This window comes from Streptomyces melanosporofaciens (genome assembly GCF_900105695.1).
In the GTDB taxonomy this organism is placed as follows: domain Bacteria; phylum Actinomycetota; class Actinomycetes; order Streptomycetales; family Streptomycetaceae; genus Streptomyces; species Streptomyces antimycoticus.
The window spans coordinates 188,840-213,889 of sequence record NZ_FNST01000001.1 but is presented as its reverse complement, the minus strand read 5'-3'; the positions used below and the strand labels follow the sequence as shown (position 1 = coordinate 213,889).

Here is a 25,050-nt window from a genome sequence, read left to right as displayed (position 1 = left end):
AGGACGAGGGGGAAGATATGGCATCTTCCATCGAGCACGCCGACGTCCTGCCGTTCTCCTGGGACACCGTCGCGGCGGCCGTGCTCGACCGGGACGGCACCGTACTGCACTGGTCGGGTGCGGCGGCGGAACTGCTGGACCGTAGTGCCGCGGAGGTCTGCGGGAAGCCGGTCGGGCACCTGCTCGCCGACACCTCGCACGGGCGCCTTCGGGACGTGGCCGACCGCGCCCACGTCCCGAAGGCGGGGCGGGCCCGGCTCCGACACCGGTCCGGCGACGACATCGAGGTCGCCTTCCAGATACTGCCGCTGGAGACCGGGTCCGGGTTCGTCGTCCTGGCCGCGTCCGCCCGTTGGGTCGGCGACGCGGCGCAGGGCGCGGCTCTGCTGCGTGCGCTGCTCGCTCAGGACCGGATCGGGATCAGCATTCACGACGCCGACTTGCGGCTCGTGCGGACCAACATCACGCCCGAGAGGTTCGGCGGACCGGGGACGCCCCTTGACCTCCGGCACGGTGCGGGGCTGTCCGCGGCGGACGCCGGGGCCGTGGACAGCGCACTGCACCGAGTGCTGGCCACCGGTGTACCGCTGGTCGGGCACGAGCCGCGGCCGAGCCCATCGCAGCGGGCCCCCGGCCGGCAATCGTCCTCCTCGCTGTCCGCTGTCCGGCTGGAGGACGCCCGAGGGCGTCCGGCCGGCGTCGCCGCGCTGATCACCGACACCGGCGGCCAGCACCGTTCTCACCAGCACGTGGAACTGCTCCACCGGGCCTCGGCCCGTATCGGCCGTTCCCTCGATGTGCGACGCACCGCTCAGGACCTCGTGGACGTCCTCGTCCCGGCGCTCGGCGACGTGGCCTGGGTAAACCTGGCCGAGGCCGTGTTCCACGGGGACGAGCCCCCCAAGCTGGTCGGCGCGGGAGATCCACACCTGCGCCGCGCCGCGCTGGCCTCGGCCGTCGAGCCCTGGCCCGACGCGCTCCTCCAGCCCGGCGCGCCCATCCCGCCCTACCGCGACACACCCGGCCTGCGGAGCCTCCAGCACGGCGGGGCCGTCATCCTCGACCCGGAGAGAGCGATCGATCTGGTCAACAACCAGGAACCGGACGAGCGGTACCTTCCCGAGCACGGCCACTCGGCCTTGTGGGCCCCGCTCTTCGCGCGCGGCCTCGTGCTGGGCACCGTCACCCTCTGGCGGACGGAGGAGCCCGCCCCCTTCGAGCAAGGCGACGCGGACCTGCTGACCGAGATCACCTCCCGGGCGGCGCTCAGCGTGGACAACGCCCGGCGCTACACCCGCGAGCACCGCGCGTCGCTCGCTCTGCAGCATCACCTGCTCCCCCGGAGGGCCACCGACACCGCGGCGGCCGAGACAACCGGCATCTATCTGCCCGCCGCCGACGGAGCCGAGGTCAGCGGCGACTGGTTCGACGCGATCCCCCTGCCCTCACTGCGCACGGCCCTCGTCGTCGGCGACGTCGTGGGCCACGGCCTGCGCGCCTCCGCCACCATGGGCCGTCTCCGGACCGCCATCCACACCCTCTCCGACCTCGAGATGGACCCTGACGAACTGCTCACCCATCTCGACGACCTCGTCACCCACTTCACTGCCGAGACCGACCCCACGTACAAAGACCCCATCGCCGCCACGTGCCTGTATGCCCTCTACGACCCGGTCACCCGCCGCTGCACCCTGGCCACCGCCGGGCACCCGCCTCCCGTCCTGGTCCTTCCCGACGGCACCGCACGCCTGATCGAGCTCACTCCCGGACCGCCCCTGGGCGTCGGCGGCATGCCCTTCGAAACCACCACCCTCGAGCTGCCCCCCGGCAGTGTCCTGGCCCTGTACACCGACGGACTGATCGAGGGCGCGGACCACGACCCGGTAGCCGGCCTCCGGCGCCTGATCGACCGCCTCGCGACACACTGCCGCGGAGACCGTCCCCTGGACGCCCTCGGCCGCGTCGTGCTCGCCGAGACCGCCGACCCGTCGCCCCGCGACGACATCGCCCTGCTCCTGGCCCGCACCCGTGCCCTGGCACCCGACGCGACGGCCGCTTGGGAATTCGCCGCCGACCCCGCCGTCGTCGCCCAGGCCCGCTCCGCGGCCACCCACCAGCTCGCCGCCTGGGGGCTCGACGAGGCCGCCTTCGTCACCGAGCTGATCGTCAGCGAACTGGTGACCAACGCGATCCGCTACGCCGGTGGCCCCGTCGGCCTGCGCCTCATCCGCGATGAGACGCTCATCTGCGAAATCACCGACTCCAGCAACACCCAACCCCGCCTGCGCCGTGCCCGTACCAGCGACGAGGGAGGCCGCGGTCTGTTCCTCGTCGCCCAGCTCGCCAGGCGCTGGGGATGCCGTTACGGCCAATCCGGCAAAACGATCTGGGCGGAGGAGCGGCTGGCCGCCGAGCCGATGACGGTGTAGACGTGAGCCCGGGGCTCCTTCGGGCTCACCCGGTGGCGACGGGGAGCAGGCCGTGCTCGCCGAAAACCCTCTTGGCGACGAAGGTGGCGTTGAGAGCCCTGGGCATGCCGCAGTAGACCGCGGAATGCAGGAATGCCTCGACGATCTGCTCAGGGGTGAGACCGACGTTGAGAGCGGCGTTGATGTGAACCTCGAGCTGAGGTTCACAACCGCCGAGGGCGGTGAGCATGCCGAGCGTGACGAGCTGACGGTCACGCGGGGCGAGTCCGGGGCGGTCGTACATTTCGCCGAAGGCCCACGAGACGACTTGGTGGCCGAGCTCCGGAGATACGTCGGCGAGGGAGTCGATGACCTTCTGACCGCCCTCGCCGTCCACGCGGCGCAGCACCTCCGTGCCGTGCTCGAAACGACGCCTGCGGGCCTCGTCGGTGTTGTTCTCGTCAGCGTTCATGAGTGTTCCGTTCCCGGCAACCCGTCCAGCTGCCGTTCGTAGGGGTGAGGGAGCTCCGGCCCGGCGCGCCGAGAGCGGCCTCTGTCCGATCCGGGAGGCGGTCCAGGGGGCCGGAGCCCGGCGGCGCCCGGACCGGCGAACCGCGTCAGGGGGATGAGAGGGAGTCGCGGCGCGGCACGCTCCCGAAGGCGAAGGGGACCGAGGCGGCCCCGGCTGTCTCCACACTGCGCCTCTCCGGCAAGGGGCAACCAGGCCGGTCTCTTCCCGGGTGCGCCGCACCCAGGGTCGGAGCGGTGGCTCATCGTGGCGTCGCTCCCCTGGAATCGCCCGCCAACGGCGCATCCCCCAAGACACTCGCGGACCGGTCCCGGCTCAGGCGATTGCCAAGACCTGGTCCGCGGTGAGTACGGCCGTGGCGGCGTTGGCTATGACTGCCGGTCGTCGACCTTGAGCTTGTCTCCTGTGTTGGAGACGTAGACCACCAGGAGCTTGGCCCGTTCGGTCCGGCTGGTGTTCTCGGTCAGGACGTGGCGCGCGCCCGGCCGCGGGAAGTCGACGACCACCGAGGTGAACGTCTTGCCCTTCACATTCGGGAGGGCCTGCTGGTGCAGGGGCTTGACGGTTTCGGTGGGATGCTTCGATGTCACGGCCGCGGTGGGTGTCTTGGCGTGGACGGACTGCTCCGAGGCGGTGCAGGCCGTGGCCGCGGTCAGCATGGCGACGGCCAGCAGGCCACCGGCGATCCGCACTCCGGTCACGAGGGGTCTCCTGATCCGTCTTCCGCGACGCGGATGATCGTCTTGCCCGGGGTACGGGTGGCGGGGGCGAACGCGGCGGGTGCTTCGGTGAGTGGCCGTACGGCGCCGACGACCGGCTCGAGCCGGCCGTCCCTCACCCGCGTGGCGAGGTCGGTGAGCCGGGCGCGGTCGGGTTCGACGACGAAGAAGACGGCCCGCCCGTCCTTGGGCTGGACCTTGGGCGGCATGACGACGGTGACCAATGTGCCGCCGGCCCGGACCAGGGCGGCCGAGCGGTCGAGGATGTCTCCGCCGATCACGTCGAACACGACGTCGGCCTCGCCGACATCCTCCAGCTTCTCGGTCTGCAGGTCCAGGAAGGTGTCGACGCCCAGCGCGAGCGCCGTGTCCCGGTCGGCGGAGCGGCCGGTGCCGATGACGCGGGCGCCGGCCCCGCGGGCGAGCTGTACCGCGATCGAGCCGACGCCACCCGCGGCACCGTGGATCAGGACGGTCTGGCCCGTGGCCAGGCGGCCGTGATCGAACAGGCCCTGCCATGCGGTCAGCCCGGAGATCGGCAGCGCGGCGGCCACGGTGTGGTCGATGTCCGCCGGCAGCGGCGCGAGATTGCGGGCCTCCACCGCGGCGTACTCGGCGAGCGAGCCGTTGCGGGCCCAGTCAGCCAGGCCGAACACCCGCTGGCCGACACTCAGGCCGGTGGTGCCGAACCCCAGCTCTTCGACGACACCCGACAACTCGTGCCCGGGCACGCTCGGCGTCCGGTCGCGGCCTGCGCGATCAGTCCACGTGGCGGGCCAGTCCAGCTCACCAGGGGTGAAGCCCGCGGCGTAAACCCGCACGATGACGTCGTTCTCGGCCGCATGGGGGTAGGGCATGTCCGTCAGGGACAGCCCGGCGAGACCGGCATCACGGTCCCGCACAGTGATGGCCTGCATAAAGGTCCTTACTGGGAGGAGCGAAGCGGCTCTCACCTGCTGTGACAGCTCGGACGCGCACGAGTTCGCCGGGATTGATGACCCCGCGGTACGCGGTGATCGGACCGTGCGGGCCCGTGCCCGTCGCCTTGATCAGCTCGGCCAGGGAGCGCCGATGATGCGCTCGACCGTGGTGGTGCGGCGGAAGCCGGGAACGAAGTGCTCCAGCACATCCGCATTCACGGTTCCGTTCGTGGTCTCCGGACGGTACTTCAGTCCGTCGACATAGGCCCGCAAAAACTCGTTCTTGAAGTCGCCCCGCGGATGGGCGGCGATGGTCTCGTCCACCTGGTCGCGATCCAGCTCGTCCAGACCCAAGCCGAGCACGTCCGTCAGAACCCCGAAATGCGTGATGGCGATCTCCGGGCCCATCCGCCCGGGAATTTCCGGAGTCGTGTGCAGCGCGATCGCCGTCCACACCACGTCGGCGGCCGTGGCCGGGAAACCGCGGTCGAGCATGAACCTACGTGCGTGGTCGGCTCCATCGACCTCGAAGCGCTGCTCTGCGTCGGAAAACGGCGTCAAGAGGCCGGTGTCATGAAACATGGCGGACAGATAGAGAAGCTCCGGGTCAGGCTCCAAACCGAGCCTGCGAGCATGAATGACGCCGAAGACGAAAACCCGCCGGGAGTGATCGTAGATGAGGGGACTCGTCATCTTCTGCATGAGGCGGGTGGCTTCGGCGACCGCCGCCGATTCAGGAATCTCCACCCCCGCGATGATCTCGCTCATGACCTCTGCGCCTTTCGATATCGGTGTGCTACGAATGGACGGTGCGTCCGTCTTCCACAGTGCCGACCACCCGGTGTCCGGCGCCGCCTCGGTCCGGCCATGAGTCACCCGAATCCGGACAGGCGAGCGGCCCGGGTGTGGGCTCCGCCACGCATCGGGTCGCGATCCTCGTCTATGACGGGGCCAAACTCCTGGACGTCGCCGGCCCCGCGGAGGTATTCGCGGAAGCGAACGGGCTCGGTGCCGACTACAAGATCGTGCTGGTGTCACCGACCGGTACCGATGTCACCTCGTCCAACGGGATCCGGATCGCGGTCGACGCCGCCGCCACCACGGCGCCTGCTCCCGACACGTTCCTGGTGGTCGGCGCAGACCTCTACCCGCGCACACCTGTCCCCCGTGAGCTGATCGAGGCCGTGCGGACGCTGGCGGTGAGGGCCGCCCGGGTCGGGTCCATCTGCACCGGAGCATTCATCCTCGGCGCCGCCGGCCTCCTGGACGGCAAGCGTGCGACCACGCACTGGAAGGTCGCGCACGAGCTCGCCGCCCGCTGCCGGGCCAGCCGCGTCGAACCCGACGCGATCTACGTCCGTGACGGCACCACCTACACCTCGGCGGGCGTGACCGCGGGCATCGACCTGGCACTGGCACTCGTCGAGGAGGATCACGGCCCTGATCTGACCCGCGATGTCGCCCGCGCCCTGGTGGTCTATTTGCAGCGTTCGGGCGGCCAGTCACAATTCTCCGCCCCACTGCAAGGACCGCCGCCCCGATCTCCGGCCCTCCGCAAACTCACCGACTTGATCACGGCGAATCCCGGGGGGAAATACTCACTCGGCGAACTCGCCAAGCACCTCAATGTGAGCCCTCGGCATCTCACGCGGCTCTTTCACGACGAGCTGTCCACGACGCCGGCCCGGTATGTGGAGATGATCCGGTTCGGCATGGCGAAAGCGCTACTGGACCAAGGGCATACCGCAACGCGGACGGCATCCCTTGCCGGGTTCCCGAATTACGAGAGCATGCGGAGAGTTTTCGTTCGGCAATTGTCGATCAGTCCCGCCGCCTATCAGCGCCGCTTCAGTACAGCGCGCCGAGCCAACGCGGGGTAACGGTAGGGCGATGTCCTCGCCGCACGGACATCGCCGCGTTACCGGCACGGCCTTCCCGGGCGAGCTCAGCGAGTACGTCCACCGCCTGGCCTACGGCCGCTCTCAGAGGCCGAGGCCGATCTCGCGCCGGGCGATCTCCCGGAGGGCGGCCTTGGGCACCTTTCCGCTGGCGACGCGGGGCAGCTCGGCGGCATCGCGGAAGATGACGTGGTGCGGCGTCTTGTACTTGGCCGCGGCGGACCGCACATGCCGCGTCACATCCTCGGCGGACAGCCGCTCGGGGTCGGCGTCCACGAACGCCACGATACGGTCGCCGAGCTGCGGATGCGGGACCCCGACCACATGGACCTCGCGGACGGCGTCGAGTCGCGCGATGATGAGTTCGACCTCCAGCGGGCTGACATTGATCCCGCCGGGTTTCATCATCTCGGACAACCGGGAGTGGAAGACCAGGTCCCCGTCGGCCGTGAAACTGGCGAGGTCGCCGGTGCGGAAATAGCCGTCCGAAGTGAAGGTGTCCTTGTTGCGCTGCGGGTCTTTGTGGTAGCCGCGCGTGGCATGGCCGCGGATGAGGACTTGTCCGACGGCCCCCTGGCTCAGCTCCTCGTCCGTCACCGGGTCGGCCACCTTGATGTCCCAGCCCGGCAGCGGGCGGCCGATGGTGTCCCTCGCCCTCTCGAACGAGTCGTTCCGATCACCGGCGGCGCACAGTCCGTAGGACTCCGTCAGACCGTATATCGCCGTCCCGTGAGTGAGTCCGAGGGCGTCGTGCGCGAGGCTCTTGTCCACGGGGGTCAGCCCGAGGACGCCCTTGGTGAGGTTGATGCGGTGCTTGCCCCAGGCCGGGTGCTCGACCAGGCTCCGGGTCATATTGCCCAGCCCGTAGAAGGCGGTGCAGCGCTCGGACTCGAGAACGCGGAGTGCCGCGCCCGGCTCGTACACCTCCATCAGCACGACACAGCCGCCGTGGGTCCACGTGGCGCCGACGGCCTGCAGCAGGCCGAGCCCGTAGAAGAGAGGGGTGGCCAGGAAGGAGCGGTCCTCGCAGGTGATGCCCTGCCTCTCGCCGATGTGGAAGGTGTTGTCGATGAGATGGCCGTGCTCCAGCAGAACCCCCTTGGGCCGTGCTGTGCTCCCGCTGGTGTAGATGAGATAGAGCAGGTCGTCATCGCTCACCGCGGCTTCCGCCGCGTGCAGCTCCGCCACCGGCACCGACTCCGCCCGGGCCAGGAAGTGCCGAAGCGTCTCGGCACCCGGCAGGCGGTGGGGCCCGAGCTCGATGACGCGCTCGAGGCACGGCAGCAACGGCTCGTCAAGGCGCGAATCCTCGGAGGGCCGGCGGGTGGCGGCCGGAACGGCTTCGGCCATGATCTGGGCGTAGTCGGTGGAGCGCAGGCGGTCCGTGCAAAAGGCGATCTTCACATCACCGTGCTCCAGCACATAGCCGAGCTCGTCGGCCCGATGCCAGGTGTTGAGGGGGACCAGCACCGCGCCGATCCGCGCCGATGCCATGGCGACATAGAGCCACTCGGGGCGATTGCCCGCCAGCACGCTCACCGACTGCCCCTGTTCAATGCCGCAGGCGAGGAGCGACCGCGCCCATCGGTCCACCGTCGCGTCGAGTTCGGCGAAGGAAATCTGCCGCCCCTCGAACGCGATCGCCGGGCGGTCTCCGTACCGCGCGGCCATCTCACGGAGCAGGGCGCCCATCGTCCGGGAGGCTGGTGCTTGGGATGTCATCTCGGCTGTTCCTTGTCTGTTCATGGTGCAACAGGCGGCTTCACAAGGGGATGGGTCACTCGGTGGTGAAGATCAACTCGCGGCCGTGTCCGGTGTCCTCGAACCGGGCGGTGACCGGCATGGCGACCTCGAGGTCGGCGTAGGGGGCGTCGACGTTGCCGTAGATCAGAGCGCCCTCCTCCAGCTCGATCACGGCCACGACGTAGGGAGCTGCCAGCTTGAAAGTGCTCGAGTACGTCTTGTGGAACTCGACGAAGGACCACAGCCGGCCGCGGCCGGACGAGACGATCCAGTAAGCCCGGCCCACGGTGGCACACCGGCCGCACACCGGTCGCATGGGAAGGCTCACATGGCCGCAGCCGGCGCATCGTGCGACCAGCAGCCGGCCTTCCTTCAGGCCCTCCGCATGGGGCCCGACCGGATCGATGACCTTCTGGGACGGGTCCGGGCCGGTGAGGGGAGTGGGCACCTCACGCCTCCGTTCCGTAGAGAATGGACGAGACGATGGGGGCCGCCGCCACGTACTGGACGCAGGAGGCGCCCTCGACCTGGCGGGGCCCGCACTCGCCGCGCAGTTGCCGCACGGCCTCCACGTTCAGCGCCCATCCCTGCATATAGCTCTCGGACAAGTGGCCGCCGGAGGTGTTCAGCGGGAGTTCACCGCCGAGTCCGATGCGCCCGTCCTGGATCCAGGCACCGGATTCACCGGGCTCGCAGAAGCCCAGACCTTCGAGGGAGAAGAGCACGTTCGGGCTGAAGTTGTCGTACACCATGAGCGCGTCGACATCCTCACGCTCACGGCCGGCCATGTGGTAGGTGTCGCCACCCGCGGCGCCGATGGCAGCGTGCCAGTAGTCCTCGGGCGGATAGTCCGAGTCCCGCAGCCGCCCCCGCTGGCCGAAGCCCACGATGTGCACGGGGCGGTGCGGGAGGTCGCGGGCGATGTCCGCGCGGGTGATGATCATGGCCACGCCGCCGTCATTGATCAAGCAGTAGTCGAACAGGTGCATGGGCTTCACGACGTACCGGGAGTCCAGGTAGTCCTCCGTGGTCAGCGGGGTACGCAGGACGGCGGAGGGGTTCAGGCCCGCGTGGCGCCGGAAGGTCGTCGCCACGGTCGCCAGCTGCTCCTCGCTGGTGCCGAACTGCGCTCGGTGCCGCTGCAGCATGAGGGCGTAGTAGGCACCGGGCGAGGTCATGCCGTACGGCCGGGTCAGCTCGGGTACCGTGCCGTATCCCTCGGCCGCGGCGCTGGAGCTGGCCCCCTCGCCACCGTAGGTGTGACGGCCTGATTTGCCGTTGTTGCCGTACACCAGCGCCACCGTCGTGCACATTCCGGCGGCGATGGCGAGGACGGCGCTCTGGATGGCCGGACCGGTCATCCGGCCTTCGGCGGGCAGCTGGAGCGACCACCGCGGTTCGATCCCCGCGCGAGCGGCCATGGTCTCGTAGCCGCTGACCCGGCTGGCCACCAGGCCGTCGATCCGCGAGGGAGCGAGCTCCGCGTCGGCCATCGCCGCCACCAGGGCCCGAAGGCCGAGATCATCCGCGGAGCAACCGGGCAGATGCCCGAACTCCGTGCTGCCGAGGCCCACCACGGCGGCCGCTCCCCCGGGCCACGAGCTTGTCGCCATCGAACCCTCCTTGATATTTGATACATTATCTAAGCCTTCTTCTGTCAGGGCAAGAGGTTGTTCCGCAGGACAGGTGGTGCCCGTCTCTTCCGCCGGGACTCTTCTCAGTCCAGGTCGTCGGCCAGTATGCCGTCGCGCTTCAGCTTGGCGATGACATAGTCCGCTTCCCTGGCCATGTGCTGCCGGGACAGCGTGTCGGCGCGCGCGCCATCGGCCGCTTCGAGCGCCTCGATGAGCTCCTGGTGGTCCCGGCTGGCTTCCGGGTCGGCCCCGGGAGCCACTTCGTACACCTCGCGCGGCAGGTTGCGGGCCAGTTGCCGCAGGACCGAAAGCAGCCGACGACTGCCTCCCGTCTGGTTGATCAGAGCGTGGAACTCCCAGTTCAGGCTGTGCAGTTCACTCTCGTCCTCGGTCTTCCGCATCAGCTCGTGCAACTGCTTCAGCCGCGCCATGGTCGGCTCGGTGATACGCGTGGCCGCACGGCGCGCGGCCAACCCTTGCGCCATCCCGTACACCCGGTAGTGATCGGCGATGTCCTCCTGGAGGATCGGCACCACATAGGTACCACGATGCGGCTCGGAGACGACGAGCCCTTCCGCCTCCAGCGAGATCAGCGCCTCACGCACCGGCAGACGACTGACGCCGAGATCGCGCGCGATCGTGTCCTGCGGCACCCGCTGCCCGGCCTTCAACGTGCCGTCGAAGATCAAAGCGCGGATCCGGTCGACCACCTCACCGCTCAGGTTGCGACGCGCGACCCGTCCGGAGCCACCGTCCCGTGAGCGTCCTGTGGACGCCGACCGTTCCCTCCGGGGACTCGGAGCGTCACCGAGACCTTCCACCACACGAATCAGCCTCCCAGCACATACACGACTGGATAATACATCCACGTGAAGGGGTCCCGTGTGGTCACGGGCAGTCCGCGTCACGGTTCGATGCCCCCTCGCTTGACCATCTGTGAGGCGATGACGCCGCGCTGGATCTCGTTCGTCCCCTCGCCAACGATCATCAGGGGAGCGTCGCGGAAATACCGCTCCACGTCGAATTCGGTGGAGTACCCGTATCCGCCGTGGACCCGGATCGCGTTCAAGGCGATCTCCATGGCGGTCTCCGAGGCGAACAGCTTGGCCATCCCGGCTTCCATGTCGCACCGGGCGCCGGAATCGAGCCGCTCCGCGGCGTACAGGACCAGTTGGCGGGCGGCCGTCAGCTTGGTACCCATGTCGGCGAGGTAGTTGCCGATGGACTGGTGCTTCCAGATCGGCCGGCCGAAAGACTCCCGCTCCTGCGCGTACCGCAGGGCATCGTCCAGCGCCGCCCGCCCCACACCGGTGGCACGGGCCGCGACCTGGATGCGCCCGATCTCCAGGCCCTTCATCATCTGTGCGAAGCCCTTGCCCGCCACGCCTCCGAGCAGCGCGTCGGCGGGCACCTCCGCCCCCGCGATGGAGAGTTCGCAGGTCTCGATACCCTTGTACCCCAGCTTGGGAAGGTCCCTGGAAACCTCCAGGCCCTCGCTCCTCTCCATGAGGAGGATGCTGATGCCCGCGTGGACCGGGCTCGCGGAGGGGTCGGTCTTGCACAGCAGCGCCACCAGCCCGGCGCGGCGGGCGTTGCTGATCCAGGTCTTCGTCCCATTGACCACGTACCGGTCGCCGACGCGCCGGGCGGTGGTCCGCATCGCCTGCAAGTCGGATCCGCCCCCGGGCTCGGTGAGGGCCATCGTCGCCCGCAGCTCGCCCGTGGCCATGCGCGGCAACAGGCGCTGTTTCTGTTCCTCGGTGCCGTAGAGGTCGATGAGTTTCGCCACGACGGTGTGGCCGCCCATGGCCCCGGCCAGGCTCATCCAGCCGCGGGCGAGTTCTTCGGTGATCAGGGCGTAGCAGGGGGTGGAGACCTTGATCTCCCCATAGGGCTCCGGCACCGCCAGCCCGAAGATGCCCATCTCCTTCATCTGCTCGATGAGCTTCTCGGGGTAGGTGTTGGCGTGCTCCAGTTCCTGGACCACGGGCCGGACGTCCTTGTCGACGAAGTCCCGGACCGTGGCCACGATGAAGCGTTCCTCTTCGCTCAGGTTCATGCTGTTCTTCCTTCCGGGCCATGTGGTGCGCGGATTTCCGTGCCGCGGGGCAGGAGTGCGGTGTATCGCCAGTCCAGTACGAAGCGGGGCTGGTCCTGAGGGGTGCTGCGGGCCCACACCTGCGAGCGCAGGCGGATGAGTTGTGCCGCCGGGGAGAAGGGCTCGACGGACTCGATCTCCAGCTCGCTGTGCAGGGTGTCGCCCTCGCGGACGGGACCGGTGTGGTCGCAACCGCGCCACCCGGTGACGGTGATCAGGTCGGGCAGGACGCGGTTCGCCTGGGACAGGGCCAGCCCGATGGTGTGTCCGCCGTAGACCAGGCGGCCCTCGGACGACGCGGTGGCATCGTGGTGCACGGCGGCGATGTTGAGCGTCAGCCGCGCCAGTTCGGGAGCGGACGAGACCACATCGCCGCCCTGGACCGCGACCACCTGCCCCTCGGGCGGGACACCGGCTCCCCCGGCGGAGGGGAAGGCCGTCAGGTCCCACGTGCCCACCTGTGCGGCCACGCTCTTCTCCTCGGCCTCCGCATCGGTGTCGGTGATGCCGACGAAGTCGTCCGCGTGGCCGGTTTCGGCGCTCTGGTCCCCCAGCGGGAGCATCGCGCAGCGGACGAAGTCCAGCACCGGTCGGCCGGCTTGGTCCGTGGTCGTCACCCTGAGGGCGGCCAGCCCGGTGGGGGCGCGGCCCGGCTTCCGGCTGTTCTGGCGCAGGCCGACGACCTCCGTCCGCGTGTGCAGGGTGTCGCCGATGACGGGGTACCGGCGGAAGACGAGCCCGCGGTAGAAGAGGTTGGCCACCACGTGGTGGGTGACGGTCGTGGACTGTCCGATGGCGACGTTCCAGACCAGGGCGGGAGGGGCGAGGGGGGTGTCGGCGCCGGTGACCCGCCGTGAGAGCGTCGTGTCGAGGGACAGGCGCATGCGGTCCCCGAGGATGGCGCGGTGGGTGTCCGCCATACCGCTGGTGAGGGTGAGTGCCGGAGCCGACTCGAAGGCATCGCCGACGGACAGCTCCTCGAAATAGGGCCCTCCGCCCTCGAACCGTACGCCTTCGGCCCTGCGTGTGTTCGTCATGGTGTGCTCAGCTCTTTCGCGTTGGCCAGGACCCGTCGTGCTCTCACCACGACGGCCTCGTCCACCATCTGTCCGTCCACGGCGACGGCACCGGCCTTCCGGCGGCCCGTCCGATGGTCCAGTGCGTCGATGATCTGGCGGGCCCACGCTACTTCTTCGTCGCTGGGGCTGAACGCGGCCGTCACCGTCGGCACCTGACGGGGGTGTATCGCCCATTTTCCGTCGAAGCCCAGATCCCGGGCCCGTCGGACCGCGGCCTCGAACCGCTCGTCCGCCGTCAGCCCCAGGTAGGGACCGTCGAGGGCCTGAAGCCCATGGCGGCGGGCCGCCCACAACAGGGCCTCCTGGGCCGGCAGCCACGTGTCGGTGTCCGCCGAGCGGCGTCCGAGGGAGGCGGCGAGATCGGCATAGCCGAGGATCAGCGTCCGAAGCCGCGGAGAGGCCGCGGCGATCTCCGGAAGCCGCTGCAGTCCCTCGGCCGTCTCCACCAGGGCCTGGATGCCGATGGGCCCGGACCGGCCGGCTTCCCGCTCCGCACCGTCGAGCAGGCGGTCGACGAACTCGACGTCACCGGCGCTCTCCACCTTGGGCACCACGACCGTGGTGAGCGGGAGGTCGATCCGCGCGCAGGCCATGAGGTCCAGATGCGCCCAGGGCGTGCGCGGGGCGTTGACGCGCACCGCGACGGACGGCGCGCGCCACGCGGTGCCCGCGAACGCGGTGCCCAGTGCCTGCCGGGCGTCCGCTTTGCGCTCGGCCGCCACCGCGTCCTCCAGATCGAGGACGATCTCGTCCACGGCGAGGGACGCGGCCTTGGCCACTTTGCGCGGGTCGTCGGCGGGCACGGACAGGCAGCTGCGGCGAGGTGTGGAGTGGGCGCTCATGGACGGTCTCCTGTCGGCTGCCGCCTCTGCCCGGGGACGGTCCGGCCGGGGAGGTGTGGCCGCCACACCGGCAGCGGGAGGCCGGGGTGGGGCGGCCGCAGCAGCAGAACGGACCCCCGCTTGGGGGACGTGACAACGAGATGTTCCAGGCCGGGCCCCGCGAAGCAGAGGCTGGTGGCGAACATGCCCTCGCCGAGATCGATGTCCTCGCGCAGCCGGCCCGAGCGGTCGAAAGCCATGATGTTGTTGCCCCGGCTGCCGGCGACCCACAGCCAGCCCTCGGCGTCGACGGCGATCCCGTCGGGGTGCCCGCGAGGGATTTCGGCGCACCATCCGTCGGCTGTCGCTCCGGTCGCGGTGGCCTGGTAGCGGCGGACCACCCTGGCCGACGTCTCGGCGACATAGAGTTCGGCCGGATCGGCGCCGAAGGCGATGCCGTTGGGGAACATCAGGCCGTGCAGACGGGTTTCGATGCGGCCCGATGCCGGGTCCCAGGTGCGCACCCGGCCCGGCTTCCCCGGCCCCTCCATCACGTGGTCCGCCGGGTCGGTGAACCACAGCAGGCCGTCCGGCCCGGTCACGCAGTCGCTCGGCGCGTCGACCCGGTGGTCCGAGGGGGACGTCAGCCGGTCCCCCGCCAGGGTTTGGATCGAGGGCACCGCCGGCACCGAAGAGCGTGACGGCATGGCGGTGGCACCGTTCTGGGCGATGTGGATCTCACCGCCCGTGCCCAGGGCGAGTCCATTGGGCCCTCCCCCGCAGTCGATGAGCGGTTCGGGATCGCCACCGTCGAGGCCGAGGCGGTAGACGGTGCCACGGTTGACGCTGGCGACGGCGAGGGTGTTCCCGTCCAGGACGATGGGCCCTTCCGTGAAGCCGAGCCCCGTGGCGAGCACAGTGGCTTGTCCAGGTGGCGGAAGAGAGCGGCTGTCGCGGGATGTGATCATGGGATCCTCCGGGGTCAGGAAGCTTCCGCTATGGGCCGGCCGATGCCGCGTCCTCCGCATATGAGCAGCGTTTGGCCGGTGCAGTAGCCGTTGGAGGCGAAGAAGACGACGGCCTCCGCGACGTCCGCGGGGTGGCCCGGCCTGCCGATCGGAATGGCGGCGAGGATCCGTTCACGGATCCTCGGCGGGAGTGTGGAGGTCATGTCCGTCTCGATGAACCCTGGCGCGACACAGTTGACGGTGATTCCGTCCGGCGCCAGTTCCAGGGCCAGCGACCGCGATGCCCCGACAAGGCCGCCCTTGGCCCCGGAGTAGGCGGTGGAGCCGAAGGTGCCGAGCCAGGCGCGTGAGGCGACGTTGACGACCGATGCGGTGCCGGCCGCCCGCAGATGCGGCAGTGCGGTATGGATGAGGGCGAGCGGGCCGATGAGGTTGACCTCGAGCATGGACTCGAACAGGGAATCCTCCAGCTTCTCGATGCGTGCGTCGCGCAGGACGCCCGCACAGTTCACCAGGAGGTCCAGCCCGCCGAGTTCACTCACGCAGCGGCTGACGGCGGCCCGGCGCGAGGTGTCGTCGGTGACGTCGAGCGCGATGGCGACGGCACTGCCGCCGGCCTCGGTGATCGCGTGCACGGTCCGCTGGGCGGCCGCCTCGTCGATGTCCGTCACGGCCACGCGGTGGGAACGGTCGGCCAGGGCCAGGGCGCTGGCCCGCCCGATGCCGTTGCCGGCGCCGGTGACCAGAGCGACGCGTTGACGCGTCATGGGTGCAGCCTCCCGAGATCCGCTCCGCCCGCGACGAAGACTTCCTGCCCGATGACCGGTGCCGTGTCCCCGAACAGGAGGGTGTCGAGGAGGGCGGTGAGAGCCTTGGTGTTCGCGGAGGCCGACAGGTCACCGCTGTAGAAGAGGGTGTTGACGCTGATGTTCCGCCGCTCCAGCTCCATGGCCAGGGTGCGCAGCATCGAGACCGCCGCTCCGCATACGGCGGCGGCGGGGAACCCGTCGGCGGCCCCCATGCTGGGCTTCTCGGGGAGCAGGACGACGATCCTGCCGCCTTCCGGATTCCGGCCCATCGCCCGTGCGGCCTGGCGGAGTTCGGTCATCAGGAGGGTGAGCGTCCCGCCGATGGAGGCGTGCAGATGTTCCGCGGACGAGTCCTGGAACGCACAGGGCTCGGGCATGGCCGGGACGAGGCACAGCCGTCGCACCGGCCCCGGCGTGTGCTCCAGGGAGCTCGCCGTGCCGACCCCGCGGCCGAGCAGGGAGGCCAGCACGGAGGCCGCTTCGGGGGCGCCGATGATCCAGTCGCCGGTCGAGGCGGCCGGGATGGTGATCGCGTCCGAGTCGTTCATCGGCTGATCACCAGCGTCGTCACCGATCCCCCGTCCGTTCCGCTGACGGTGCCGCCCTTGCAGTAGGCGAGTCCCACCCGGGCTCCGTCGACCTGGCGTCCGGCTGCTTGTTCCCGTAGCTGCCACGTCAGTTCGCACGCCTGGGCGACGCCCGTCGCTCCTACCGGGTGGCCGCGCGAGAGCAGCCCACCGCTGGCGTTGACGGGCAGCTTTCCACCGATCCTGGTGTGCCCGAGCTCCGTCCACCGGGCCCCTTCTCCTCGCGGGATCAGGCCGATTCCCTCCAGCCGTACGATCTCGGCGATCGTGAAGCAGTCGTGCATCTCCACCAGATCGATGTCCTCGGGTCCGACGCCGGTGAGCTCCCACGCCTGTTCGGCGGCGCGGCGCGAGACGTCTTCGGCGTTGAGATCGTCGGTTCCCAGCTGCACGCTCCCGCTGACCAGGGCGCAGCCGAGTACCCGCGGGGTAGTGCCGCCGATACCCAACCGGGCCAGGCCCCGTGGGGTGCACAGGATGAGGGCGGCCGCCCCGTCCGAGATGGGGCTGCAATCCAGCAGGCCCAGCGGTTCCGCGATCGGGCGCGCCCCCAGGACCTCCTCCAGCGACACCGGCCGCTGATACTGCGCGTAGGGGTTGTGGACGGAGTGGGCGTGGTTCTTGACGGCGACCGCGGCGATCTGGGCACGGGTCGCGCCGTGATCGGCCATGTAGCGGCGCGCGCTCATTCCGTGCCCGGCCGCCATGACGAAGCCCATCGCGGCGTCCAGGTCCCCCGGGTCCGGCCGGACACCGCCTGCCACTCGGTCCGTCATCTTCTCCACGCCGATGACCAGCGCCACGTCGTGCAGTCCCGCGGCGAGTGCCGTCCATGCCTCCCTGATCGCCGTCGCACCGCTCGCGCAGTAGTTCTCGTGGTTGGAGACGGGCAGACCGTCCAGTCCGAGCTGCACGGCGATGCGCTGGCCCGCGACCGGGCCGCCGAAGACATGACCGACGTAGACGGCGTCCACCTGGGACGCCGTCGCGCCCGCGTCGTCCATGGCCGCGTGGGCGGCCCGCACGGCCATGGACTCCAAGGTCACGTCGGCCGGGTACTTGCCGAAGCGGATCATTCCCGCCCCGGCCACATGGGCGGGTGCCGGTGTCATGACGACTCCCTCGGGATGACGCGGAAGCGGTAGCCGACGGCGTCCGGGCCGGTGGCCCGGAGCATGGCCATGGGTTCCAGTTCGACCACATCGCCAATGGCGTAGGCGTGGCCTTCCTCGGCGACACACGTCGCCATGACGCGGCAGCCTTCCGGCAGGAGCACCTGGGCCAGGACGTAGGGAACCTCCGTCCCGGGCGGCGCCTGCCGGACCACGGTGAACGTGTGGATCTCCCCTCTCGCCGACAGCTCGATCTCGGTGAGCTCCCGTCCGCGGCGGCAGCGCGGGCAGAAGGATCGGATCGGGTAGGTGACATGGGCACACAGGTCGCAGCGCGAGCCGAGCAGCCGGAACGGTGATCGGCGGAACAGCCCCGTTCGGAAGGGCTCGGCCTCTGCCAGAGCGTCGCTCATGGTTACCCGCCTCCTCTCTTCGGTGATGAACATGACGAGATAGGTGTGGCGCACATCGAGTGTGGCTTATATTTGATACATTATCAATGACGTCTTCTGGAAAGGAAGTGCCACCGATGGGCCCCCTGGACGGTACGAAAGTCATCGAAATGGCCGGACTGGGACCGGTCCCCTTCTGCGCGATGATGCTGGCGGACATGGGAGCGGACGTGGTCCGGATCGAAGGTCCGGTCCGCAACACGGAAGATCCGCACGACCGCCGGGGACCCATCTGGCGAGGGCGTTCCACTGTTTCCCTGGACCTCAAGAACCCGGCGGACCTGGCCCGCGCCAAAGAGATCCTCGGCCACGCGGACGTGGTGCTGGAAGGTTTCCGGCCCGGCGTCATGGAACGCCTCGGACTCGGCCCGGACACCCTGCTCGCCGGGAACCCGGCACTGGTGTACGGGCGCATGACGGGCTGGGGGCAGAGCGGGCCCCTCGCCTCCGAAGCGGGACACGACATCAACTACCTCGCCGTCGCCGGCGTGCTGCGGCAGATCGGCCGGGCGGGCGAACGGCCGGTACCGCCCCTCAACCTGGTGGGCGACTACGGCGGCGGGGGCATGCTCCTGACCGTGGGCGTGCTGGCGGCGCTCCTGGAGCGAACGGCCTCCGGCCGGGGACAGGTCATCGACGCCGCCATGATGGACGGCGCGGCCCTGCTCATGACGTCCGTCCTGGGATGGATGGCGCGCGGTCAGTGGGCCGAGCCCCCCGGCAGCAACATCATTGACACCGGCGCGCCCTTCTACGAGGTGTACGAGACGGCGGACCTGCGCCATCTGGCCTTCGGCGCCGTGGAGCCGCGCTTCTACAAGCGGCTGGTATCCGTGCTCGGCTTCGCCCCCGAGGACCTTCCGCCGCAGTACGACCGCCACACCTGGGCCGGGACCAAGGAGCGGTTCGCCCGTGTCGTCGCGCGCAGGACGCTGGCGGAATGGGTCGACGCTTTCGAAGGGCAGGACGCCTGTGTGAGCCCCGTCCTGACGCTGGCGGAGGCGGCGGATCACCCCCACCTGGCCGACCGGCGGGTCTACACGACCGCGGACGGCACGCTTCATGTGGCTCCGGCGCCGCGGTTCTCGCGTACCCCCAGCCAACTCCACGGTCCGCGCGCGGTGGAGACGCCCTCGGGCCTCGTGGCCAGATGGAAGGCGGGCGAAGCGGCGCGAGCCACGGACCGGCCTTAGGCCCCCACACGCATCGGGCACCGTGATCCGTTCTTTTGATGGGCCCAGGGGGTTGCGGTCCCGCCTACGATGAAGGACTGTATCAAATATCAAGTCTCGCCCATCCCGTCGTCCCCATGGATGGGCGACGGCACTACCCACCCCAGCCATGCAAGAGGACCGCTGTGTCTACAACGATGTCGACCAAGCTCCCCGCTCCGGGTTTGTCAAGACGCAAGATCTTCCTGGCCACGTCCTTCGGCCACGCGATCGAGTGGTATGAGTTCTCCGCCTACGGCTTCATGGCGGTCTACCTCGCCGCCGTGTTCTTTCCGAGCGGAAACCCGACCACCGGCCTGTTGGCCACCTTCGGAGTCTTCGGACTGACCTTCTTCATCCGTCCCCTCGGAGCCGTGGTCTTCGGGCCGCTCGCGGACCGGATCGGCCGTAAGCGCGTGCTCGTGATCGTCCTGCTCCTGATGTCCGGCTCGACGGCGCTGATCGGAGCCCTGCCGGGCTATGCCACGATCGGCGCCGCCGCGCCCCTGCTCCTGGTCGCACTGCGAGCGCTCCAGAACTTCTCCGCCGCCGGCGAGCTCGGCAGCGTCAGCGCCTTCATCGTGGAGTACTCCGGCCCCCGGCGCCGTGGCTTCGGCACCAGCTGGCTCATGTTCTCCGCGACCATCGGGTTCACCTCCGGCAGCGCGCTCGTGTCGGGTCTGGTCTCCCTGGTGGGCGATACCGCGATGGAGCAGTGGGCCTGGCGCATCCCCTTTCTGCTGGCCGCCCCCCTCGGGCTGATCGGCCTGTACATACGGCTGCGGCTGGAGGACACCCCGGAGTTCCGGACGCTCAAGAAGGCCGACAAGGTCGCGAAGTCCCCGCTGCGGGAAGCCCTGAGCTACCGTCGGCAGATCTTCACGACGATGGGTCTGGCCGGTCTGCACGCCTCCTCGTACTACATCGTCCTGACCTTCATGGCCTCCTACATCACCACGACCTTGGGCTTCGGCTCCGGCGTCGCCCTGACCGGGACGCTCTCGGCAGCCGTCGCCACCATGGCGGTCATCCCGGTGGTGGGGGCGCTCTCCGACCGGGTGGGCCGCCGCCCGATCCTCATCACCGCCAGCGCCGCGCTCGTGATCGCCCCGTTCCCCGTCTTCTCCCTGATCACCACGTCACCTACGGCCGTGGTGGTGGGCCAGGTCGTGCTCGGGCTCCTGGTCGGCACCCTCGTCTCCACGACGCTGGTCTCGATGACGGAGATATTCCCGGCCCGGGTGCGGGTGGCCGGCTCCTCGTTCGCGTACTCCATCGCGAACGCGGTGCTCGGTGGGTCGGCCCCCTTCATCGCCACCTTCCTGATCGACAAGACGGGCAGTGCGATATCACCGGCCGCCTACCTGGTCTTCACCTCCCTTCTCGGCCTGGCCGCGAGTCTGGCCTACCGGGATGCCTCCGACGCGAAGGCCGTCGGCGCCCCGGTACCCGACCCGGCTCACACCACGGACCCTCAGCGACTGCCGCTCCCGACCCCGGAGCGGGGCAGCGGCTGAGCGGCGCCCCGGGGCGGGCCCTCGCACAGCCCTCCCCGGGGACAAGACTCGCGACGTCGCCAATGGCGTGTCGCAGCGTCCGCCCCATATGCCTATCGGATCAAAGATTTAAAGAAGGTGGCTGCGCTTCCATGACGATGACAACTCCCTCACACGTCTCCCCGCGGGTGCGCGAGCGGCTGGCGGCCCCGCCTCATCTGTTCATCGACGGCACGGCGGTGTCCGGGGTGAGCGGGGAAGTCCTGTCCGTGACCGATCCGGCGACCGGGTCGCGGATCGCCACCGCCGCGTGTGCTGGACCGGCTGATGTCGCCCTGGCGGTGGCGGCCGCGGAACGCGCGTTCGCCGACGACTCCCCCTGGCGGCGGTTCAGCCCGCTGGACCGAGGCCGGATGCTGTACCGCATCGGCGAGCTGATCTACGAGCACGCCGACGAGTTCGCCGAACTCGAAGTCCTCGACGCGGGCAAGGTCCGTCAGGCTGCGCGCACGATCGATGTGGAGTTCGCGGCGCGGGTGTTCCACTACTTCGCCGGCTGGCCCACCAAGATCGAGGGCGCCACGATCCCCGTCTCGCACCCGGGCATCCACGTGCGCACCGAGCGGGAACCGGTCGGTGTGACGGGCGCGATCACCGCATGGAACTTTCCGCTGCTGCTGTTCGCCTGGAAGGTCGCACCCGCGCTCGCGGCCGGCTGCACGGTGGTGCTCAAGTGTTCGGAGGAGACTCCGCTGTCGGCCCTGTGGCTCGCCGAACTCGCGACCGAGGCCGGTCTGCCGCCCGGTGTGATCAACGTCGTTCCGGGCCGGGGGCCGGAGGCCGGCGAGGCGCTGGTGACACATCCGGGTGTCCGCAAGCTTTCCTTCACCGGCTCGACACAGGTGGGCAAGCGGATCGCGCGCCTGGCCGCCGACCAGGTCAAGCGGGTGACCCTGGAACTCGGGGGCAAGAGCGCCAACATCGTCTTCGCTGACGCCGATCTCGACGCCGCCGTCGCCGGCTCCGCCGGCGGCATGTTCTGGCACTCCGGACAGACGTGCAGCGCACCGTCACGTCTGTACGTACATCGCGATGTCCATGACGAGGTGGTCGAACGACTCGCCGCCGCCGCGGCCGATCTGCGCATCGGCCATGGGCTCGACGAGGGCGTCGATTTCGGCCCGCTGGTCAATGAACGACAGCTGGATCGCGTGCGGGGCTACGTCGAGCGAGCGGCGCACGACGGGGCGACGGTGCACCAGGGGGCCGAGCTCCCGGAGAACACCGCGGGTTTCTTCCACCGGCCGACGGTGCTGGCCGGAGTCCGTGACGACATGGAGTGCGTCCGCGAAGAAATCTTCGGGCCGGTGGTCGTCGTGCTCCCCTTCAGCGAAGCCGACGAGGTGGCGCATCGGGCCAACGCCGGCGACTACGGCCTCGCGGCGGGCATCTGGACCTCCGATGTGAACACCGAACACCGCGTCACGCGCAAGCTGCGGGCCGGCACCGTCTACGTCAACGGATGGGGCCTGACGGACCCGGCGGCCCCGTTCGGCGGCTTCGCCCAGTCCGGCTACGGACGCGACCTCGGCCCGGAGAGCCTCGACGGCTACCTCGAGACGAAAGCCGTGTGGACCATGCACGGCTGACCCGCTCTTCCTTCCCGCCCCCGCCATGCCCTTCCGATCGGAGCAGACATGAAAACCCGAGCCGCGGTGCTCACCGCGCCCCACGCGCCCTTCGAAATCATGGAACTCGACCTCGACGGCCCCGCGCGGGGCGAGGTGCTGCTACGGGTCACCGCCGCCGGACTGTGTCACTCGGACCTGCACATGATGGACGGTGACCTCACCGTGCGCTACCCGATCATCGGCGGCCACGAGGCCGCCGGGATCGTCGAGGAGGTCGGGCCCGGCGTCACCAAGGTCGCCCCCGGTGACCACGTCGTATGCAGCTTCATCCCCAGCTGTGGCACCTGCCGCTACTGCTCGACGGGCCGGCAGAACCTGTGTGACGCCGGCGCGACGATCCTCGAGGGCAGCATGCCGGACGGCTCGTTCCGGCTGCACAAGGACGGCACCGACTACGGCGCCTTCTGCATGCTCGGCGCGTTCTCGGAGTACACCACCGTCTCCGAGCTGTCGGTGGTCAAGGTGGACGACTGGCTCCCCCTGGACAGTGCGGTCCTCGTCGGCTGCGGCGTGCCCACCGGCTGGGGCAGCGCGGTCAACGCCGGTGGGGTGCGGCCGGGCGACACCACAGTGATCTACGGCATCGGCGGCGTGGGCATCAACGCCGTACAGGGTGCCGTGCACGCCGGGGCCAAGTATGTGGTGTGCGTCGACCCGATAGCGTTCAAGCGCGAGACCGCCGTGAAGTTCGGCGCCACCCACGTCTTCGCCGACGCGGCCGAGGCGCAGGCCGAAGTCGAGAGGTTGACCTGGGGTCAGGGGGCCGACCAGGCGCTCGTGGTGATCGGCACGATGGATGAGCCGACCGTCTCCGCCGCGTTCGCCGTGGTGGGCAAGGGGGGCACCGTCGTGATCACCGGTGTCTCCAACGCCGCCAACCTGACCGTCCAGCTGTCCGGATCCGACATGGTCTTCCTGGAGAAGACCGTCAAGGGGACACTGTTCGGCTCGTCGAACCCGCAGTACGACATCGTGCGCCTGTTGCGCCTGTACGACGCGGGCCGCCTCAAGCTCGACGAACTCATCACCACTCGTTACTCACTGGACGACATCAACCAGGGCTATCAGGACCTGCGCGACGGCAAGAACATCCGCGGCATCATCGACTTCACCGGATGAGCGCGCCGCGATCGGTCACCCGCCAACCATCACACGAGGAGTGAAGACGGTGCGCACACCAGAGCACATCGCCGCCGAGGTCGCGGCCGAGGCCGCGGGCGACAACCGGTCCGATCCGCGGCCGGACCAGGGCCCCGACGGACGGGAGCCGGTGGAGGAGTTGCTGGTCGAGGAAGTGTCCATCGATGGCATGTGCGGCGTCTACTGAGACCGCAGGCGGGGACCGCCCCTTCGACCCGGGGCGGCCCCACCGTCTCAGCCCCACCGTGTCCGTGCGCCCCGAGCCGTTCGGTGCGCTGGTCTACGACTTCGACACCCGACGATTGTCCTTTCTGAAGGCCCTCCCCCTGGTGACGGTCGTCCAGGAGCTGGAGCGCCACCCCGATGTACACGGCGCGCTCGCCGCCGCGGGGATCCCGCCCGGCGAGCGGTCCCGCTATGTCGACGCGCTGGCGGGACTCGCCGCCGCGGGCACCATTCAGCCCCGGTGAGTCCCCGGGCGCCCGCGCGGCCCCCGTCCCGTCACACACCTCGTCCCGCAAGGAGGAACCTTGAGCCTGGTGGACCATTTCCAGCGTGGTCTGGACGCACCGATCTGTCTGACCTGGGAGCTGACGTACGCCTGCAATCTGGCGTGCACCCACTGCCTCTCGTCGTCAGGCCGACGGGATCCGCGGGAACTGTCGACGGCCGAGTGCAAGGCGGTCATCGACGAGCTGCGGCGCATGCAGGTCTTCTACGTCAACATCGGCGGTGGTGAACCGACCGTACGCCCGGATTTCTGGGAACTCCTGGACTACGCGCTCGCCCATCAGGTCGGGGTGAAGTTTTCCACGAACGGTGTCCGCCTGACCGCTGAGCGTGCCGCGTATCTGGCCGCGACCGACTACGTCGATGTCCAAATCTCCTTGGACGGCGCGACCACCGAGGTCAACGACGCGGTTCGCGGCCACGGCTCATTCGCCACCGCCTGGCGGGCCATGGAAAACCTCGCCGAGGCCGGTGTCCGTGATTTCAAGGTCTCGGTGGTGATGACGCGTCAGAATGTCGCGCAATTGGATGCGTTGAAGGCCATCGCGGACAGGTTCGGCGCGCGGTTGCGCATCACCCGGTTGCGGCCGGCGGGCCGGGGCGCGGACGTGTGGGACGAACTGCACCCCACCGCCGCCCAGCAGCGCACGCTCTACGACTGGCTGGTGGCACACGGCGAGGGCGTGCTGACCGGCGACTCGTTCTTCCACCTCAACGGACTGGGAGCGACGCCGCTACCGGGGTTGAACCTGTGCGGAGCGGGCCGGGTGGTGTGTCTGATCGACCCGATCGGGGACGTGTACGCCTGTCCGTTCGCGATACACGACCAGTTCCTCGGCGGCAACGTCCGCGATCCGGGCGGCTTCGAGGGAGTGTGGCGCACCTCGGAGTTGTTCGGCGAGCTGCGCCGGCCCCGGACCGGTGGTGCGTGCTCCTCGTGCTCGGCCTATGACTCCTGCCAGGGCGGATGCATGGCCGCGAAGTTCTTCACCGGCCTCCCCCTGGACGGACCGGACCCGGAGTGCGTCAAAGGCAACGGCGAGCGGGCCCGTGCGACGGCCGTCGCCAGGGGCGATGCGGTCCCCAGACCGGAGAAGGACCATTCCCGCCGCGGGGCGCCGAGGCGCTCCGGCGTACCGGTCACCATCGGCTGGGGTCCGCCCGCGCCCGACCGCCGTCCCGACCGTGCCTGCGACACCAGCCCGCTCACCGGCCTCCCCTAGGC

General features: G+C 69.7%; 25 protein-coding genes. 9 read left to right on the top strand and 16 right to left on the bottom strand.

All coding sequences use genetic code 11. The features are described from left to right. The first annotated feature begins 17 nt into the window (after window positions 1-17). Window positions 18-2,429 (top strand): SpoIIE family protein phosphatase, encoded by a 2,412-nt coding sequence (locus BLV72_RS01140; RefSeq protein WP_093459649.1) that lies wholly within the window; start codon window positions 18-20, stop codon window positions 2,427-2,429. 25 nt (window positions 2,430-2,454) lie between these two features. Here BLV72_RS01140 and BLV72_RS01135 read toward each other — a convergent pair whose 3' ends face one another. The 4 genes from BLV72_RS01135 to BLV72_RS01120 all read right to left on the bottom strand — a co-directional run bounded on the left by BLV72_RS01135 (window position 2,455) and on the right by BLV72_RS01120 (window position 5,344). After that, the gene (locus tag BLV72_RS01135) at window positions 2,455-2,880 is read right to left on the bottom strand and encodes a carboxymuconolactone decarboxylase family protein (protein WP_093459647.1); all 426 of its coding nucleotides are present in this window, start codon (window positions 2,878-2,880) and stop codon (window positions 2,455-2,457) included. Between the two features lie 425 nt (window positions 2,881-3,305). Beyond that, entirely contained in the window at window positions 3,306-3,638 is a 333-nt protein-coding gene (locus BLV72_RS01130; protein ID WP_093459646.1) for a cupin domain-containing protein, read from the bottom strand. Next, window positions 3,635-4,573, bottom strand: coding sequence for an NADP-dependent oxidoreductase (locus BLV72_RS01125; protein WP_093459644.1), 939 nt, complete (start codon window positions 4,571-4,573; stop codon window positions 3,635-3,637). The genes BLV72_RS01130 and BLV72_RS01125 overlap by 4 nt, the downstream gene beginning before the upstream one ends. Window positions 4,574-4,705: 132 nt before the next feature. After that, a complete protein-coding gene (locus tag BLV72_RS01120; RefSeq protein WP_093459643.1) occupies window positions 4,706-5,344 on the bottom strand; it encodes an HD domain-containing protein in 639 nt (212 codons plus the stop codon). Between the two features lie 137 nt (window positions 5,345-5,481). On the opposite strand from BLV72_RS01120, the gene BLV72_RS01115 reads away from it, so the two are divergent. Next, a complete protein-coding gene (locus BLV72_RS01115) occupies window positions 5,482-6,456 on the top strand; it encodes a GlxA family transcriptional regulator (RefSeq protein ID WP_093459641.1) in 975 nt (324 codons plus the stop codon). A gap of 102 nt (window positions 6,457-6,558) precedes the next feature. On the opposite strand, the gene BLV72_RS01110 is transcribed toward BLV72_RS01115, so the two are convergent. The 12 genes from BLV72_RS01110 to BLV72_RS01055 form a co-directional block, all read right to left on the bottom strand. After that, entirely contained in the window at window positions 6,559-8,196 is a 1,638-nt protein-coding gene (locus BLV72_RS01110; RefSeq protein WP_167746230.1) for an AMP-binding protein, read from the bottom strand. A 55-nt stretch (window positions 8,197-8,251) separates the two neighbouring features. Further along, a complete protein-coding gene (locus BLV72_RS01105; RefSeq protein WP_093459639.1) occupies window positions 8,252-8,665 on the bottom strand; it encodes a Zn-ribbon domain-containing OB-fold protein in 414 nt (137 codons plus the stop codon). A 1-nt stretch (window position 8,666) separates the two neighbouring features. Next, a complete protein-coding gene (locus BLV72_RS01100) occupies window positions 8,667-9,830 on the bottom strand; it encodes a thiolase family protein (protein ID WP_093459637.1) in 1,164 nt (387 codons plus the stop codon). Between the two features lie 104 nt (window positions 9,831-9,934). Continuing rightward, window positions 9,935-10,561 carry a GntR family transcriptional regulator gene (locus BLV72_RS01095; RefSeq protein ID WP_208905449.1) on the bottom strand — a complete coding sequence of 209 codons (627 nt, stop codon included), beginning with the start codon at window positions 10,559-10,561 and terminating at the stop codon, window positions 9,935-9,937. Between the two features lie 194 nt (window positions 10,562-10,755). Beyond that, window positions 10,756-11,910: an acyl-CoA dehydrogenase family protein gene (locus tag BLV72_RS01090; RefSeq protein ID WP_093459636.1), complete on the bottom strand. Its 1,155-nt coding sequence runs from the start codon at window positions 11,908-11,910 to the stop codon at window positions 10,756-10,758. Beyond that, entirely contained in the window at window positions 11,907-12,986 is a 1,080-nt protein-coding gene (locus tag BLV72_RS01085; RefSeq protein ID WP_093459634.1) for a MaoC family dehydratase, read from the bottom strand. Before BLV72_RS01085 ends, BLV72_RS01090 begins: the two co-directional genes overlap by 4 nt. Next, window positions 12,983-13,870 (bottom strand): HpcH/HpaI aldolase/citrate lyase family protein, encoded by an 888-nt coding sequence (locus BLV72_RS01080; RefSeq protein ID WP_093459633.1) that lies wholly within the window; start codon window positions 13,868-13,870, stop codon window positions 12,983-12,985. Before BLV72_RS01080 ends, BLV72_RS01085 begins: the two co-directional genes overlap by 4 nt. Continuing rightward, window positions 13,867-14,817 (bottom strand): SMP-30/gluconolactonase/LRE family protein, encoded by a 951-nt coding sequence (locus tag BLV72_RS01075; RefSeq protein WP_167746229.1) that lies wholly within the window; start codon window positions 14,815-14,817, stop codon window positions 13,867-13,869. Before BLV72_RS01075 ends, BLV72_RS01080 begins: the two co-directional genes overlap by 4 nt. Before the next feature lie 14 nt (window positions 14,818-14,831). Continuing rightward, the gene (locus BLV72_RS01070) at window positions 14,832-15,584 is read right to left on the bottom strand and encodes an SDR family NAD(P)-dependent oxidoreductase (protein ID WP_093459631.1); all 753 of its coding nucleotides are present in this window, start codon (window positions 15,582-15,584) and stop codon (window positions 14,832-14,834) included. Next, window positions 15,581-16,174, bottom strand: a complete 594-nt coding sequence (locus BLV72_RS01065) for a Rossmann-fold NAD(P)-binding domain-containing protein (RefSeq protein ID WP_093459630.1) — start codon at window positions 16,172-16,174, stop codon at window positions 15,581-15,583. The genes BLV72_RS01070 and BLV72_RS01065 overlap by 4 nt, the downstream gene beginning before the upstream one ends. Beyond that, a complete protein-coding gene (locus BLV72_RS01060) occupies window positions 16,171-17,325 on the bottom strand; it encodes a thiolase family protein (protein ID WP_093459628.1) in 1,155 nt (384 codons plus the stop codon). Before BLV72_RS01060 ends, BLV72_RS01065 begins: the two co-directional genes overlap by 4 nt. Beyond that, complete coding sequence (locus BLV72_RS01055) at window positions 17,322-17,738, bottom strand: Zn-ribbon domain-containing OB-fold protein (RefSeq protein ID WP_167746228.1); 417 nt, start codon at window positions 17,736-17,738, stop codon at window positions 17,322-17,324. Before BLV72_RS01055 ends, BLV72_RS01060 begins: the two co-directional genes overlap by 4 nt. A gap of 116 nt (window positions 17,739-17,854) precedes the next feature. Between BLV72_RS01055 and BLV72_RS01050 the strand changes: the two genes are divergently transcribed. The 7 genes from BLV72_RS01050 (at window position 17,855) to mftC (ending at window position 25,048) form a co-directional block, all read left to right on the top strand. Then, complete coding sequence (locus BLV72_RS01050) at window positions 17,855-18,970, top strand: CaiB/BaiF CoA transferase family protein (protein WP_093459625.1); 1,116 nt, start codon at window positions 17,855-17,857, stop codon at window positions 18,968-18,970. Between the two features lie 203 nt (window positions 18,971-19,173). Continuing rightward, window positions 19,174-20,505: an MFS transporter gene (locus BLV72_RS01045; protein ID WP_208905447.1), complete on the top strand. Its 1,332-nt coding sequence runs from the start codon at window positions 19,174-19,176 to the stop codon at window positions 20,503-20,505. Window positions 20,506-20,636: 131 nt separating this feature from the next. Next, a complete protein-coding gene (locus tag BLV72_RS01040; protein ID WP_093459622.1) occupies window positions 20,637-22,133 on the top strand; it encodes an aldehyde dehydrogenase family protein in 1,497 nt (498 codons plus the stop codon). Window positions 22,134-22,181: 48 nt separating this feature from the next. Beyond that, window positions 22,182-23,294 carry an NDMA-dependent alcohol dehydrogenase gene (locus tag BLV72_RS01035; RefSeq protein ID WP_093459620.1) on the top strand — a complete coding sequence of 371 codons (1,113 nt, stop codon included), beginning with the start codon at window positions 22,182-22,184 and terminating at the stop codon, window positions 23,292-23,294. A gap of 49 nt (window positions 23,295-23,343) precedes the next feature. After that, window positions 23,344-23,502 carry a mycofactocin precursor MftA gene (gene mftA, locus BLV72_RS48585; RefSeq protein WP_244320540.1) on the top strand — a complete coding sequence of 53 codons (159 nt, stop codon included), beginning with the start codon at window positions 23,344-23,346 and terminating at the stop codon, window positions 23,500-23,502. Then, window positions 23,480-23,785, top strand: coding sequence for a mycofactocin biosynthesis chaperone MftB (mftB, locus tag BLV72_RS01025; protein WP_093459616.1), 306 nt, complete (start codon window positions 23,480-23,482; stop codon window positions 23,783-23,785). The genes mftA and mftB overlap by 23 nt, the downstream gene beginning before the upstream one ends. Window positions 23,786-23,854: 69 nt before the next feature. Continuing rightward, a complete protein-coding gene (gene mftC, locus BLV72_RS01020) occupies window positions 23,855-25,048 on the top strand; it encodes a mycofactocin radical SAM maturase (RefSeq protein WP_244320588.1) in 1,194 nt (397 codons plus the stop codon). Window positions 25,049-25,050 lie beyond the last annotated feature (2 nt).